The sequence below is a fragment of the Qipengyuania sp. 902 genome (genome assembly GCF_051195295.1).
Classification (GTDB): Bacteria; Pseudomonadota; Alphaproteobacteria; order Sphingomonadales; family Sphingomonadaceae; genus Qipengyuania.
Window position 1 is genome coordinate 403,002 of record NZ_JBNJLJ010000001.1, and the last position, 13,953, is coordinate 416,954.

Genomic DNA, 13,953 nt, shown 5'->3' on the forward strand with positions numbered 1-13,953 from the left:
CAGGCTTGTCGCTTGGCCCCTGCTCCTTCACATTGGCGCGCGAATGCCCACATAAGGCGCACTCCGGATAACGCAAACAGGTGGTATAACGTGGCAAGCATGGGTCTGAGCATCGACGAGCAGAAGGCGGTCGACCGCTTCAAGCAGGACATCGTCGAACCCTCGATGTCGAAGCTGATCATTCTCGATTTCTTCGCCGAATGGTGTGGCCCGTGTAAGGCGCTCGCCCCGCTGCTCGAGAAGGTGGCGACGGAATATGCCGACAAGGGCGTGGAGCTGCGTAAGATCGATGTCGACAAGGAACAGTTCATTGCCGCGCAGTTCCAGGTCCAGTCGATCCCGACCGTCTATGCGATGTTCCAGGGACAGCCGGTCGCCGACCTGACCAATGCCCGCACCGAGTCGCAGCTGAAGCAGACGCTCGACCAGATCCTTGCGCAGATTCCCGTGCAGGCCGGCGATGCCGACGGCGGCCAGCCGCAGCAGCAGGACGTCATGCAATTCGTCGAAATGGCCGAGCAGGTGCTGGCAGAAGGCGATGCGGAGCGCGCGGCGGGCATTTTCGGGCAGGTCGTGCAAATGGCGCCCGACAATGCGGCAGCGCATGCGGGGCTTGTGCGCGCACTCGTGCAGGCCGGACAAGTGGAGACCGCGCAGGCTGCGCTGCAGGCCGCCGAGACCAATCCGGCTGTCGCGTCGGACCCGCAGATCGAGCAGGCGAAAAGCGCGCTCGAGCTTGCCGGCAACAAGGTCGACGATGGTGAACTCGCCGAATTGAAAGCCAAGGCCGAAGGCGGCGACATGCAAGCGCGCTACGACTATGCCGAGGCCGCCTTCGCCGCCGGTGATCGCGATGCGGCTGCCAACGAGCTGCTTGCCATGTTCAAGACCGATCGCGAATGGACCGACGGCGCGGCCAAGGCCAAGCTGCTGCAGATCTTCGAAGCGGTCGGGCTGGAAGACCCGTGGGTGGTCGCAACGCGCAGGCGGCTCTCGAAGCTGCTTTTCGGATGACGATGACGAAGCGGCTATCCATCTTCCCTCTGCCCGGCGCGATCCTGTTTCCGGGCCTGCAGCTTCCCCTGCATATCTTCGAGCCGCGTTATCGCGATCTGGTCGGAAGCGCGCTTGCCAAGGATCGGCTGATCGGCATGATCCAGCCGCAACGCTCTGCCGATCGCGCGCCGCTCTACGACATCGGGTGTGTCGGCCGGATCGCCGATGTCGAGGCGCTCGAGGACGGGCGCTACAACATCGTGCTCGACGGCGAAGCGCGTTTCCGCGTGCTGAAAGAGCTAGAGGTCACCACCTCTTTCCGCCAGGTCGAGGCGGAAATCCTCGACGACCCGGAGAACGAATTCCTCTCCAGCGTGGAGCGCGGCAGCTTCGAGTTCGAGGCTCGCCGCTTCGCCGATCTGCAGGGCTATTCGGTCGACTGGGATTCGGTCCAGCGGCTCGACGACGAGACGCTGATCAACGGCGTCGCGCAGATCATACCCTTCGATGCGGCCAGCAAGCAGGCGCTGCTCGAGGCCCCGAACCTGTCGCAGCGGTGCGAGCTGATGATCCAGCTGATGCAGTTTTTCGCGCTGCGCGACGACGGCGACGAGATTGTGACATTGCAATAATTGCCAACCGGCATCCGCCGGTCGGTCCTCGCTAGACGTGCAGCAAGCTGCACCCGCTGCGGGCGCGCGGTCGCCCTTGCCTCGCCTTCCGGCTCGGGGCCTTATTTAGAGCCCGAAGCTTCCGCGCAGTCCGTCGATCACATATTGCGCGGCGAGCGCGGCCAAGAGCACGCCTAGCACACGGGTAACGGCGGCCTCCACCTTGTCGCCGAACAGGCGCATCAGCGGCCCGGCGGCGATCAGGGCGAGCATGGTTATGATCAGCACTGCGCCAAGTGCACCGAGCACGGTCAGCGTGCCTTCCAGCCCCTGCGCCTCGTTCATCAGCAGCATGATGGCGGCGATTGCGCCGGGGCCTGCAAGCATCGGAATCGCCATCGGGAAGACCGAAACATCCTCGACCTCGGGCGTGGCCGCGACTTTTTGCGCGCGATCCTCGCGCCGCTGTGTCCGCTTTTCGAACACCATCTCGAAAGCGATCCAGAACAGCATCAACCCGCCCGCGATGCGGAAGCTGTCGAGTTCGATATGCAGCGCGCCGAGCAATTGTTCGCCGAACAGCGCGAAGACCAGCAGGATGACCGCCGCAATCACGCAGGCGCGGATCGCCATGTTGCGGCGCTGCGCAGAGGTCGCGCCCTTGGTCAGCCCGGCATAGATCGGCGCACAGCCCGGCGGATCGATCACCACGAACAGCGTGATGAAGGCGGAGAGGAAGAGAGCGGTCATTGTGTGGCGGTTGCTCGCAAATCGGAGGGCCAGCGTTCGTCAAGGACCAGCGACCATTCGCCTCCGGTGAGGGCGTAGAGACGGAAGATGCGCGCAGAGCCGGAATAGCCCCATCGCCATGAGAGCGTGCCGTCCGGCGAGTTCGTCGTTGCCAAATTCTCGGCCACGGGCGGCGCAGCGCTCGTCGGCGCGGTGCAATCGCTCACATTGCCATCGATGGACTCCAGCCCTTCGACCACGATCGCATTCGGATCGGACACGGCGGAGTTCGCTTCACGCGGCGGCTGGGGATCGTCGAGCGCCGCTGCGTTGTGCAGCCACTCATAGTCTCCGTCGCGAGCGCGCTGCCATGCGGTCAGATAGCTGCCGACATCGCCGGCTGCATTTTGAAAGCGGCCCTGGCTGACCGCAAAGTCACCATCGCAACTCATCCAGACCAAACCGGGCGACCAGGCGGCGACCCTTTCGCTGTCGTCGAGGCCGGGCACATACTCGGCTGCCAAGCGCTCGCCGGATGCCGAAAGCACCTTCGCGCCCGATCCGGCAAATTCCAGCGAAGCAGAAAACCGCCCCTCGTCTTGCACAGCCCGCAGCATCTCGCTTTCGCGCGCGACGATCCGACTCGGCTGGGCGGCCCCCGGCGCCGAGCGCATAAGCCGCTGGTACTCATCGTCCGAATAGGATCGACTGGTGCACCCCGCCAGCGCCAGTGCGATGGCGAGCACGGCAAGTCTCATATCGTGCCCTCGGGTAGGTCCAGCCCCTCGTTGCGAAACGCCGCGACCACCGTGTTGCGGAGCAGGACGGCGATAGTCATCGGTCCGACACCGCCCGGCACCGGAGTGATTGCGCCTGCGACGCCTTGCGCGCCGGCATAATCGACATCACCGACCAGCCGGCCTTTATCCGCGCCCTCGGCAGGCGGGAGGCGATTGATGCCGACGTCGATCACGGTCGCGCCGTCCTTGAGCCATTCCGCCTTGACCATTTCCGCGCGCCCGACCGCAGCGACCACGATGTCGGCGCGCTTGACCACGCCCGGCAGGTCCTTCGTGCGGCTATGCGCGATGGTCACCGTGGCATTGGCGTCGAGCAGCAGCTGCGCCATCGGCTTGCCGACGATGTTCGAGCGGCCGATCACCACCGCTTCCAGCCCCGACAGATCGCCGAGCCGGTCGGTCAACAGCATCATGCAGCCGAGCGGAGTGCAGGGCACGAAGCCGCTCTGGCCAACCGCCAACCGGCCCGCATTGGTCACGTGGAAGCCGTCGACATCCTTGTCCGGACTGATCGCGGCGATCACCGCCTGCTCGTCGAGATGGTCCGGCAGCGGGAGTTGCACGAGGATGCCGTCCACCGCCGGATCGACGTTAAGCTGCTCGACCAGCGCCAGCAGGTCCGCTTCGCTGGTATCCGCAGGCAAGCGATGCTCGAAGCTTTCCATACCCGCTGCCACGGTCGCCTTGTGTTTGGAGCGGACATAGACCTGGCTGGCCGGATCCTCCCCCACCAGCACTACGGCGAGGCCGGCCTTGCGCCCGCTTGCGGCCTCGAACTTCGCCGCCTGCTCACCCACACGCTCGCGCAGCTTGGCAGCGAAGGCCTTGCCATCGATGACCTGCGCTTCGCTCACGCCATGCCCCGGATGATGCCGTCGAGCACGATCAGCACCACATTGACCAGCAGGATCAGCACCAGCGGCGAGAAGTCGATCGTCCCGGTGTTCGGCATGAAGCGCCGGATCGGCCGGAAGAGCGGGTCGAGCAGCCGGTTAATGGCGTCGTAGAAGCTCATGAGGAATTCGTTACGCCCGACCACGTTGAAGGCGAACAGCAGGCCGATGATGAACTGGATGATGACCAGCATTATCAGCGCGCTCGCGAGCATGGAGATGATGTTGTAAATGGTGAGCAGAGCCTGCATCGAACCCTTCTTCCCTTGTGGCGGCCAATGGCCGGTGTCCTACACGCCTGACGCACCCTGCGCCAAGCCTTGTATGGCGTCTAGCCCGCGCTGACTAGAGTACCTGCACCGCGCGCGGTGAAGAATTCGAGCAGCATGGCATGCGGCACCCGCCCGTCGAGGACGACGGCCGCTTCGCAGCCCGCCTCCACCGCGCTCACGCAGGTCTCCAGCTTCGGGATCATCCCGCCGCTGATCGTGCCGTCGTCGCGCAGACGGGCGATATCGGCAGGGGTCAGGTCGGTCAGGAGATTGCCTTGCTTGTCGAGCACGCCGGTCACGTCGGTCAGCAGCAGCAAGCGCGCCGCGCCGAGGGCCGCCGCCAACGCGCCCGCCATGGTGTCCGCATTGATGTTATAGGTATGTCCGTCCTCGCCCACGCCGATCGGCGCGACGACCGGGATCATGCCCGCCGCCGTCGCGGTTTCCAGCACCGTGGTATCGACTTTTGCGGGTTCGCCGACGAAGCCGAGGTCGAGCGCTTTCTCGATATTGCTGTCAGGATCCTTGACCGTCCGCGCCAGCTTCTTCGCAGTTACGAGCCCGCCATCCTTGCCGCTGATGCCGATCGCCTTACCGCCGGCGCGCGCGATGGAGCCGACGATTGCCTTGTTGATCGCGCCCGACAGCACCATTTCGGCGACGTCAGCCGTCTGCTTGTCGGTCACGCGAAGCCCGTCGACGAAGGTCGTCTCGACGCCGAGCTTCTCTAGCATCGCGCCGATTTGCGGGCCGCCGCCGTGGACGACCACCGGGTTGATCCCGACGGCCTTCAGCAGCACGACGTCCTCGGCAAACTCGCGCGCGGCGCGCTCGTCGCCCATGGCGTTGCCGCCGTATTTCACCACGAAGCTGCGCCCCGCATAGCGCTGGAAATAGGGCAGCGCCTCTATCAGCGTTTCCGCTTTTGCGTAGATGTCGCGGCCTGCCGCAGTGTCACCGGCCATGATGGGGAGCCTCCTGAATGCAGCCGTGCCCTAGCGGGGCGCGGCTACAGGGGGAAGCCCGTTTGCGTGGGCTCGCGTTACTCGGTGGCAGGCGCTTCTGCAGCAGGCTCGTCGCCCTCGGCCACGATGACCTCGTCACCCAGCATCGGATCTTCGCCTTCCATCGTCACGCCCGACACGTCCGCATCCTCGCGAATGGGCTGGTTCAGCCGCTCTTCCTGCGTCGTTATCGCCGCGTCGGGGATCGTCTCGACCGTCTCGTCGCCATCGGGATTGAGGAACATGATGACCGCCGCCACGGCCAGCAGGACGATGATGCCCACCCACATCCAGCGGGTGTGCGGCTTGGTATCGGGAACGGGATCGGTCATTCTCGGGTCTCCACTGTTTGCATACCAATGAGCGAACCCGCGCCGACGTTCCGGAGCCAGCCTTGCAATGGCCGAAGGGGGCGGTAGTCTGTCCGAGCAGGGAGGGCGATCGATGGACGAAGGGAAGACCCAGCAAGACCGGGGAAGTGTCAAGTTCGGCGACGGCGTGCCGGCCAGCCAGCGCGAGCGGAGACCGGCGAGCGGCAATGGCTTCGATGCCAATCGCCCGACCATCGTGAGCCTGCTCTATCTCGCCAGCTTCCTCACCGGTATCACCGGCCTTGTCGGCATCGTCTCGCGCATGTGTGGAAGGGCGAGACGCACGAACCGTGGATGACGAGCCATTACACCTACCTGATCCGTACCTTCTGGTTCGGCTTCGTTGCCAGCCTGGTGGCAGCCCTGCTCAGTGTTGTGCTGATCGGCTTTCTGCTGTTTCCCCTGATCGCCATCTGGTTCGGTGTCCGCAGCGTCATGAGCCTGCTGAAGGCCCAGCGGCGCGAGCCGATGCCCGATCCCGAAACGCTGCTGTTTTAGGCACGCGCAGCGCCGCATTACGTAGTCTTGCGGATAGAGGGAGCGCAGCGATCCGCGGAACAGGCGAGCGATGCTTCGCCCTGTCATGCCGCTCGCCCTTGCCTGCCTCGCCCACCCCGCCCCGGCACCGCTGGCGGCTGACCAAGCCGCACGATCGCCGCACAGTTCCCGCTTTGCACTTCGCCACGGGTGACTTGCGTAGTCGATGGCGACACGATCTGGCTCGACGGTACCAAGATCCGCATCGCCGATATCGACACGTCCGAAGTTTCCCGCCCTCGCTGCCCGCGCGAAGCCCGGCTTGGCGCGCTCGCCACGCAGCGGATGCGGGCGCTGCTCAATCGAAGTGCCTTCTCGCTGACAGCCGCAGCAGACGGGCGCGATGAGGATCGCTTCGGCCGCAAGCTGCGCGTCGTGACCCGCGATGGCGAGAGTCTGGGCGCCATACTGGTGCGCGACGGGCTCGCCCGGCCCTGGGGCAGCAAGCGGCGCGACTGGTGCGAAGAAGCCGTGTAGAAAAATATGGGCCGGACGGCGCGCGGTCTGCTAGCAACCGTCGCTATGAGACATCTCGCTCCCCTCGCCGCCCTCCTCCTCGCCGCCTGCGCCACCACCGGCTCGCGCGAAACGCCGCAGGGCCGGTTCTGGCAGGCACTGTCGAGCCATTGCGGAAACGCCTATGAGGGCGGCCTTGCCAGCGACAATGTGCGCGATGCCGACTGGGCGGGCAAGCGCATGATCGCCCATTGGGCCGAGTGCAGCGAAGACCGCGTGGCCATCGCCTTCCATGTCGAAAGCGATATGGAAACGGCAATGGAACAGCCTGTCTGGAATCGCAGCCGCACATGGATCGTGACTCGCGAGACGATCGCCAACGCCGCGCAAGCCACGACCACGCGCTTGACCCTCAAGCACGACCACCGCCACGAGGATGGCGAGCCCGATGCGGTGACCTTCTACGGCGGGACGACGGAACTCGGCAGCGGCACTGCGCGCGGGCAGGACTTTCCGGTCGATGCGGAAAGCATCGCGCTGTTCCGGCGCGAGGGGCTGGACGCCTCGCTCACCAATGTCTGGCGGATGGAGGTCGACCCGGCGAGCGATCCTGACGCGCGCTTCGCCTACCAGCTGACGCGCGCGAACGGTCCCTCCCGTCTTTTCCGTGTCGAGATCGACGCGAGCACGCCGGTCACCCCGCCGCCGCCCGCCTGGGGGTGGTGATGGTCGATTTGCCAATAGAAGAATCCAACGAATTTGCGGACGATGCCCTGTTCGCGCTGTTGCATCTGGCTGAGAGGGTGCTTGCCCGGCGCGATGCACGGGTGTCCGTCTTCCCGAGAGGATATTTCGATGAAGGGCCGTGGGAAATCCTGCTCGATGTGTTCACCAGTTTCGCGCGGAACAAGGTTCTGAGCATCTCCGACGCAGCACATGGATCGATCGTCTCGACCACAACCGCTCTCAGAAGCATTGCAAGGCTCGAGGCGGACGGCTTCGTCTACCGGTCTAGCGACACATCGGACAAGCGGCGCATCAACCTGATCCTTACGGCAAAGGGCTTGCAGCATTGCGCCGTGGCTCTTCGCAAGATGGAGGAAGCCGAAGGCAAACTGGAAAGCCGGATGCCCCCGCCTGACAGAGAGCGGTGAGGCCTCCGGAAAGGTCAGGTGACCTAGTCGAACAGTTCCTCGAAGAAGCTCTTCTTACGCTTGTGCGGCTTGCCATAGCCGTGACCATAGCCCGAATGGCGCTGGCCGCCGTGCTGGGCATAGTTCGGCGCGGGGCGCTGCTGGGGCGCGGCCTGCGGCACGCTGCGTTCGATGATCTTGTCGAGTTCGCCCCGGTCGAGCCATACGCCCCGGCATTGCGGGCAATAGTCGATCTCGATCCCCTGCCGGTCGCTCATGGCCAGCGGAACGCGGCAAACGGGGCATTGCATGGCAGCGACTTCGCTTTCGGTACGCATCGGTGATCTCTCCTGCTTATGATCCCGAGATGGGAGTCGTAAGCCGGCGATCAACTGGCCAGATGTGGAAAAGCGGCTGCCCGCTCAGTAATGCGGCTCGCAGGCGACCCCGTCGCCGCCGCCGTCCATGTCGCTGCGATAGCCAGGTTCGCCATAGCGTAGCGGAGCCCTCCAGGCCGCGCGAACCTGGTCGCAGCCGGGGTAGTAGGCGCTGGCCATGACCGCTTCGCGGTGGGCCTGCTGTTCGGGCGTGAGCGGCTCCGGGGCACTGCTTACGACGTACCAACCCAATTCCAGCAATGCGCAGCTTGCAAAGGCAGCCCCATAGAGGCTGTCGGTGAAAGACTTCTTGCGCGTCTTGTGGCGGAACAGCGCGCGCCCGGCCAGCGCACCGGGCAGGCCGCCGAAGAATGCGAAGGATACGAGGGTGGACTCGCGCACCCGCCAGCCGCCGCTTTCCGCCTGCGCCTTGTCCCAGCCGAAGGCGGCAAAGGCGAGGAAGTTGATCGCGATCAGGTAATAGACGGCGTATTCGAGCATTGCGGCGAGACTAATGCCGAGTGGTTAGCAAAGCGTGCTACCTTCGCTATCGCTTTGCGCCATGGGAAAGCTTCTCCGCTTCGATCCGAAACGGCGCAGGCCGCGCAAGGCTCGCGAGGTGCGGCCTGCGCGGTTCAAGCGGCGGCGGCGGTCGGGATGGATGGATGCGTGGGTGGCGGTGCGGCCGTTAGTGCTGCTGATCGTGCTGGCGACGCTGTCCTACATATTCGCCCTGCCCGGTGTGGTGCCTGCGCCCGGCTTCCTGTCGAGCGAGCCGCAGGTGATCGAGGGGCGCTTCACCCGCTGCGGGTCGGGCCGCGGCTATTACTGCGTGATCGACGGCGACACGTTCAAGATGGGGCAGACCAGCGTGCGCGTGGTCGGCATCGACACGGCGGAGCGGGATGCCCAGTGCCCGGCGGAGGCGGCGCAGGCCGAAGCCTCGACCGTCGCCCTGCAAGGCTGGCTCAATCGCGGCCCCTTCGAAATGACCGCCCGGCTGGACAATCCCACCGACCGCTACGGCCGGGCCCTGCGCACCCTCACCCGCATCCGCCCCGACGGCAGCGAGGACCGGCTGGCGGACTTCATGCGCACCGAAGGCGGCGCGCGGGGCTATTGGGGCGGATGGAGAGGGGGGTGGTGTTGAGCTGAAAGTTGCTAATAGCTTATCGGCAAACTTACCATGTGGTTGACTTGTAGGAATCTGCGCCATACATCGCTTGCAACAACACCCCCAGGCCTAGAGCGAAAGCTTGCCCAGAACCGGGGGGTTACTTAAGAGAAGCCTCCTTGGGAAACTAAGGGGGCTTTTCTTTTTGCAATATAATCACGCACCTACAACCATCGCCGATCAAATTTCCCTGTTGCGAAACTGAGGAATAATTGGCGATGAGGATCTAATGCGGCGATGGCTGCGCACCGTAGGGTATTATCGACTGAGCGCGTACTGGCTGCCCCTCGAACTTCCCCCCAAGATGGGCCAAACGAGGTCAAAGCAGTTTCCCCCAAACACTCCGTTCTCAGATATCGTTGACATCTATGTTTTCGATCGGAAGTTACGGCTTCTGGTCATTGAGGCCGTTGACCGTTTTGAGATTGCGGTCCGTGCTCGGTGGACTAACCTCCTATCGCTTGCCCATGGGAGCCACGCCCACGCAAATGCGCGAAACTTTCACGACGGTTTCGAACATGCGCGAATGTTTGCCAAGATCGCCAAAACCGCAGAAGATAGCAGTGAGGTTTTCGTCGAACATTACCTGAAGAAATACTCTGACCCCTTTGTTCCATCATTATGGCACGTCACTGAATTAATGACGCTGGGTGAGCTATCATTTTGGGTCAAAGCCACCGCAGACAATCGAATGAAGGATGTTCTAGCCAAAGATCTTGGTCTGCCAAATAAGGAAGTATTAGAAGGAACACTCCAGCTCCTGTCCTATGTCCGTAACATCTGTGCACACCACAGTAGGTTGTGGAACAGGAAGACGGTCAAAAGAGCGCCAAACATACGCCAGATGCGGAGCGACATGGATATCGATCGCTCAGGTAGCCAGCATCAACCCCGTAATTCTATCTACAACGTGCTAGTCATCCTCGCTCGCACGCTTAAGCATCAAAGTCCTGACACTACCTTCCCACAGCGGGTCCGCGCTTTGGTTGAAACGCGATCTCCCTCTCAGCAAGCTGCTATGGGCTTTCCGCATGATTGGCGCGAACGGCCGATTTGGCAGGCCCAATTAGCAACGAAGCAAGCTTGGCAGTGGCTTCCAACAGTGCTTCGTAGAAAACTAGGCCAAGCTTAACTCACTCCGCCGCCACGCTCCCGACGGCCTCGTCGCCGAACAGGCCCGGGCCGTCTTCGCCGGCGGCCTCTTCCTCGTTCGCGGCCTTGGCCTTGTTGCGCTTGTCGAAGCTGGACCACACGGTGTTCCAGTCGCCCTTGGTCGCGCCCTTGGAATATTCGGTCGCGCGCTGTTCGAAGAAGTTGGCGTGCTCCACGCCGTTGAGCAGCGGGGCGAGCCAGGGCAGCGGGTGGTCGTCCACCATGTAGATCGGCTGGAGGCCGAGCTGGCCCAGCCGCCAGTCCGCGATGTAGCGGATGTACTTCTTGATTTCCTTCGGCGTCATCCCGCTGACCGGGCCCATTTCGAAGGCGAGGTCGATGAAGTTGTCTTCCAGCCGCACCGACTTCTGGCAGATATCGATGATGTCTTCCTTCACCGCCTTGGTGTAGCAATCGCGCTCGCGCACGAATTCGTGGAACAGGCGGATGATGCCTTCGCAATGCAGGCTCTCGTCGCGGACCGACCAGCTGACGATCTGCCCCATGCCCTTCATCTTGTTGAAACGCGGGAAGTTCATCAGCATGGCGAAGCTGGCGAACAGCTGCATGCCCTCGGTAAAGCCGCCGAACGCCGCCAGCGTGCGGGCGATATCCTCGTCCGTGTCGACGCCGAAGACCTGCAGGTAATCGTGCTTGTCCTTCATTTCCTCATATTCGAGGAAGGCGGAATATTCGCTTTCGGGCATGCCGATCGTATCGAGCAAATGGCTGTAGGCCGCGATATGCACCGTCTCCATGTTGGAGAAGGCGGTGAGCATCATCTTCACCTCGGTCGGCTTGAACACGCGGCCGTACTTGTCGTGATAGCAATCCTGCACCTCGACATCGGCCTGGGTGAAGAAGCGGAAGATCTGGGTGAGCAAATTGCGCTCGTGCTCGGTGATCTTCTGCGCCCAGTCGCGGCAATCCTCGCCCAGGGGCACTTCCTCGGGCATCCAGTGGATCTGCTGCTGGCGTTTCCAGAAGTCGTAGGCCCACGGATATTCGAAGGGCTTGTAGGTCTTTCGGGCTTCGAGCAACGACATCTTGTGATCTCCGGGTTCCGCGTGAACGACTCATATAGGGAATCACAGGCGGGATTCGAAGGCAAGAGGGGATGATTCGGCGGGGATAAGATGGGAGCGTGCGGGGATAAGTCCCGAGCCGTGGCGAATGCGACGAACCGCGCCGGCGTGCGACGAGTGGCGGAACGGTGCGGGGGCCGCGTCCGTTGGGTCGGTGAAGGAGATATCCCATGGGTGAGTACGCCCCCGACGACCAACGCACCGTCCATAACAATGCCGATGGCGAATGGCAGGATAAGGAAGCCAAGGACGCATCGCGCAAGAATCAAGCGCCGACGAACGATGACGAGGCCCAGATGGGCTATGGCAATGCGCGCAACGAAAACGGCACGAGCGAACAGGCGGAAGCCGAAGGCGATCTCGAGAACTCGCTGAACTCCGACGTCTACGACGCGGCTCAGCCGGGCGAAACCTCGGACAACGAGGCAGAGCGCGCCCGCGCCGACGCCAATCGGCCGCTGAACGGCAGTTAAGCGTAATCAATTTCGGGAAGTGCGGGCATGGCCCGGTTTCCCCTTTTGCGGGACATGTTCCGCACCCCCGGCGCTCCGCCTCCACCAGAGGCGGGGCGCTACTTTTTTGCCTGCTCAACACGTTGATCAATGAGCCGTGCCGCAGCGCCGACGAGCCGAGGAACGGCGCGTCTAGATACCCGTTATTTAGGCATAACCCATTCGAAACAAAGGAATACCATGTTTGAGATGCTACGTATCAAGGAACATATGGAAGTCGCCAATTCGGAAGGCCAGCATGTCGGCACTGTCGATGGCGTTCAGGATGACAAGATCAAGCTGACCAAGTCGGACAGTTCGGACAGCATGCACCACTTCCTCTCGCTCGAAGATGTCGAGAAGATCGATGACAATCGCATCTACCTGAAGGAAAGCGCACGCATTCCCGAAGGTCTCGGCAACAAGGCGACCATGAACGCCTGATTCAAAATCTTACCGCGATCTATCGTGGATCGCCAGAACCCCGCCGGTCCTTTGGGCTGGCGGGGTTTCCTATTGTGCTGAACGCGGCGTTAGGAAATTCATTACCAGCTTTCCGAGTACCGAATTAATTCGGTGCTGGCATGACCGGGCGCAATGGGTGAGAAATCCGTCCTCGATCCGGCCCTGCGTCCGATGGTCACCGCCGCGCTGGCGCAGCCGGTGCTGCTGGGCGAGTGGCCGCAGCCGTTGCGCAAGCAATGGTTTGCGGATCGCAAGGCGCAGATGCTGGTCGAGCTCGCCTTCGTCCTCAAGCTCGGCTTCGGTCTCGCTATCGTGGCCTTCCTCACCGACTGGCTGATCGTTCGCGATCTCGCATGGACGGCGCTTGCCGTCAGGGTGGGTACGATCGGTCCGTTGACGGTCGTTGGATTGTGGGCCGCGCGGAGCGGCCGGGTCGCCATTGCGAATATCGCCACGACCGTTGCCCTGTCGATCTTCGGCGCAGTCGCCATGTGGGTCGCGGCCCACGGCACGCCCGCCGATATCGCGCGCTACAGCATGGCGATCGTGGTCACCATGCTGGCCGCCTTGTTCGTGCTGCCGATGTCGATCGCGCACAAGTTGCGCGTGGCTCTGGTGTTCTTCCTCGCAAGCAGCCTCGCAGCTTTCTTTCCCGAACCGATCCCTCCCGAACTGCTCATCCATCATTTCGCCGCCGGGGCCATAGCAGGAATCGGAGGGTTGCTCCTGGCGATACGCAACTGGCACATGGAATCGCGCAGCTTCCTGCTCAGCCTGCAATTGCGTTTCGACCGCGAGGACCTGGAACAAAGCAACGCAATGCTGCGCGAACTGTCCGAGAGCGATCCGCTCACCGGGCTACCTAACCGCCGCAGCCTGGAGCGGGTGTTCGAGGACGAGTATATCGACCGGTCTGCAGGGTCGACGGCCTTGCTGATGGTTGATGTCGATCACTTCAAGCACTTCAACGATCGCTTCGGCCACCAGATCGGCGATAGCTGCCTGGTCGAAGTCGCGCGCGAACTGGAGCGCTGTATCGAACACCACGGCGGACATATCGCCCGGTTCGGGGGTGAGGAGTTCATCGCCATCCTACACGAACAGGGCGGGCGCGATGCGGAAGCCATTGCCGAAGAGATGCGCGAGGCCGTCGCCAGCCTGAGCATAGAGACCGGTCAGCGAAAGCCTTGCGCGGTAAATATCAGCATCGGCATGGCCCGGGGGCGGGGTGGCCAGTCGATGGGCCAACTGATCGCACGGGCAGACGAGGCGCTCTACCGCGCCAAGCAGAACGGGCGGAACCGGGTCGAAGTGGCCTATGCCGCGATGGACGAGCTGGTCGGCTAATCGGGTTTCCGGTCTACCGGGCCGTTCATGCGACAAGGGCCCAGCGGTCGAAACCGCCGG

General features: G+C 63.1%; 21 protein-coding genes. 12 read left to right on the plus strand and 9 right to left on the minus strand.

Annotated features, from left to right (window positions below; all coding sequences use genetic code 11):
- Positions 1–99: 99 nt before the first annotated feature.
- Both ACSH0F_RS01920 and ACSH0F_RS01925 read left to right on the plus strand, forming a co-directional pair.
- Entirely contained in the window at positions 100–1,014 is a 915-nt protein-coding gene (locus ACSH0F_RS01920) for a tetratricopeptide repeat protein (protein ID WP_435200519.1), read from the plus strand.
- Positions 1,011–1,628: an LON peptidase substrate-binding domain-containing protein gene (locus ACSH0F_RS01925; RefSeq protein WP_422785403.1), complete on the plus strand. Its 618-nt coding sequence runs from the start codon at positions 1,011–1,013 to the stop codon at positions 1,626–1,628. Before ACSH0F_RS01920 ends, ACSH0F_RS01925 begins: the two co-directional genes overlap by 4 nt.
- 105 nt (positions 1,629–1,733) lie before the next feature.
- On the opposite strand, the gene ACSH0F_RS01930 is transcribed toward ACSH0F_RS01925, so the two are convergent.
- From ACSH0F_RS01930 to ACSH0F_RS01955, 6 genes are all read right to left on the minus strand, one after another.
- On the minus strand, positions 1,734–2,357 hold the full coding sequence (locus ACSH0F_RS01930) for a MarC family protein (protein WP_435199375.1): 624 nt from the start codon (positions 2,355–2,357) through the stop codon (positions 1,734–1,736).
- Entirely contained in the window at positions 2,354–3,094 is a 741-nt protein-coding gene (locus ACSH0F_RS01935; RefSeq protein ID WP_435199377.1) for a hypothetical protein, read from the minus strand. The genes ACSH0F_RS01930 and ACSH0F_RS01935 overlap by 4 nt, the downstream gene beginning before the upstream one ends.
- Positions 3,091–3,990: a bifunctional methylenetetrahydrofolate dehydrogenase/methenyltetrahydrofolate cyclohydrolase FolD gene (gene folD, locus ACSH0F_RS01940; RefSeq protein ID WP_435199379.1), complete on the minus strand. Its 900-nt coding sequence runs from the start codon at positions 3,988–3,990 to the stop codon at positions 3,091–3,093. Before folD ends, ACSH0F_RS01935 begins: the two co-directional genes overlap by 4 nt.
- Complete coding sequence (locus ACSH0F_RS01945; protein WP_278329263.1) at positions 3,987–4,280, minus strand: YggT family protein; 294 nt, start codon at positions 4,278–4,280, stop codon at positions 3,987–3,989. The genes folD and ACSH0F_RS01945 overlap by 4 nt, the downstream gene beginning before the upstream one ends.
- Before the next feature lie 80 nt (positions 4,281–4,360).
- Positions 4,361–5,266, minus strand: coding sequence for an acetylglutamate kinase (argB, locus tag ACSH0F_RS01950; protein ID WP_435199381.1), 906 nt, complete (start codon positions 5,264–5,266; stop codon positions 4,361–4,363).
- 77 nt (positions 5,267–5,343) lie between these two features.
- Positions 5,344–5,637 (minus strand): hypothetical protein, encoded by a 294-nt coding sequence (locus tag ACSH0F_RS01955; RefSeq protein ID WP_435199383.1) that lies wholly within the window; start codon positions 5,635–5,637, stop codon positions 5,344–5,346.
- A gap of 112 nt (positions 5,638–5,749) precedes the next feature.
- On the opposite strand from ACSH0F_RS01955, the gene ACSH0F_RS01960 reads away from it, so the two are divergent.
- From ACSH0F_RS01960 to ACSH0F_RS01980, 5 genes are all read left to right on the plus strand, one after another.
- Positions 5,750–5,974 (plus strand): hypothetical protein, encoded by a 225-nt coding sequence (locus ACSH0F_RS01960; protein ID WP_435199385.1) that lies wholly within the window; start codon positions 5,750–5,752, stop codon positions 5,972–5,974.
- A complete protein-coding gene (locus ACSH0F_RS01965) occupies positions 5,971–6,174 on the plus strand; it encodes a hypothetical protein (RefSeq protein WP_435199387.1) in 204 nt (67 codons plus the stop codon). The genes ACSH0F_RS01960 and ACSH0F_RS01965 overlap by 4 nt, the downstream gene beginning before the upstream one ends.
- A gap of 189 nt (positions 6,175–6,363) precedes the next feature.
- Positions 6,364–6,690, plus strand: coding sequence for a thermonuclease family protein (locus tag ACSH0F_RS01970; RefSeq protein WP_435199389.1), 327 nt, complete (start codon positions 6,364–6,366; stop codon positions 6,688–6,690).
- Between the two features lie 45 nt (positions 6,691–6,735).
- Positions 6,736–7,395, plus strand: a complete 660-nt coding sequence (locus ACSH0F_RS01975; RefSeq protein ID WP_435199391.1) for a hypothetical protein — start codon at positions 6,736–6,738, stop codon at positions 7,393–7,395.
- Entirely contained in the window at positions 7,395–7,823 is a 429-nt protein-coding gene (locus ACSH0F_RS01980; RefSeq protein WP_435199393.1) for a MarR family winged helix-turn-helix transcriptional regulator, read from the plus strand. Before ACSH0F_RS01975 ends, ACSH0F_RS01980 begins: the two co-directional genes overlap by 1 nt.
- Positions 7,824–7,846: 23 nt before the next feature.
- On the opposite strand, the gene ACSH0F_RS01985 is transcribed toward ACSH0F_RS01980, so the two are convergent.
- Both ACSH0F_RS01985 and ACSH0F_RS01990 read right to left on the minus strand, forming a co-directional pair.
- Positions 7,847–8,140, minus strand: a complete 294-nt coding sequence (locus tag ACSH0F_RS01985) for a zf-TFIIB domain-containing protein (RefSeq protein ID WP_435199395.1) — start codon at positions 8,138–8,140, stop codon at positions 7,847–7,849.
- 84 nt (positions 8,141–8,224) lie between these two features.
- Positions 8,225–8,680 (minus strand): DUF1294 domain-containing protein, encoded by a 456-nt coding sequence (locus ACSH0F_RS01990; RefSeq protein WP_435199397.1) that lies wholly within the window; start codon positions 8,678–8,680, stop codon positions 8,225–8,227.
- Between the two features lie 61 nt (positions 8,681–8,741).
- Here ACSH0F_RS01990 and ACSH0F_RS01995 point away from each other — a divergent pair, with 61 nt between their 5' ends.
- Positions 8,742–9,329, plus strand: coding sequence for a thermonuclease family protein (locus tag ACSH0F_RS01995; protein ID WP_435199399.1), 588 nt, complete (start codon positions 8,742–8,744; stop codon positions 9,327–9,329).
- A gap of 253 nt (positions 9,330–9,582) precedes the next feature.
- Positions 9,583–10,485: an Abi family protein gene (locus ACSH0F_RS02000; RefSeq protein ID WP_435199401.1), complete on the plus strand. Its 903-nt coding sequence runs from the start codon at positions 9,583–9,585 to the stop codon at positions 10,483–10,485.
- Position 10,486: 1 nt separating this feature from the next.
- On the opposite strand, the gene ACSH0F_RS02005 is transcribed toward ACSH0F_RS02000, so the two are convergent.
- A complete protein-coding gene (locus ACSH0F_RS02005) occupies positions 10,487–11,551 on the minus strand; it encodes a ribonucleotide-diphosphate reductase subunit beta (RefSeq protein WP_435199403.1) in 1,065 nt (354 codons plus the stop codon).
- A gap of 209 nt (positions 11,552–11,760) precedes the next feature.
- Here ACSH0F_RS02005 and ACSH0F_RS02010 point away from each other — a divergent pair, with 209 nt between their 5' ends.
- From ACSH0F_RS02010 to ACSH0F_RS02020, 3 genes are all read left to right on the plus strand, one after another.
- Positions 11,761–12,063 (plus strand): hypothetical protein, encoded by a 303-nt coding sequence (locus ACSH0F_RS02010; protein ID WP_435199405.1) that lies wholly within the window; start codon positions 11,761–11,763, stop codon positions 12,061–12,063.
- Between the two features lie 219 nt (positions 12,064–12,282).
- Entirely contained in the window at positions 12,283–12,525 is a 243-nt protein-coding gene (locus ACSH0F_RS02015; protein ID WP_435199407.1) for a DUF2171 domain-containing protein, read from the plus strand.
- Positions 12,526–12,678: 153 nt separating this feature from the next.
- On the plus strand, positions 12,679–13,893 hold the full coding sequence (locus tag ACSH0F_RS02020) for a GGDEF domain-containing protein (protein ID WP_435199409.1): 1,215 nt from the start codon (positions 12,679–12,681) through the stop codon (positions 13,891–13,893).
- Positions 13,894–13,953 lie beyond the last annotated feature (60 nt).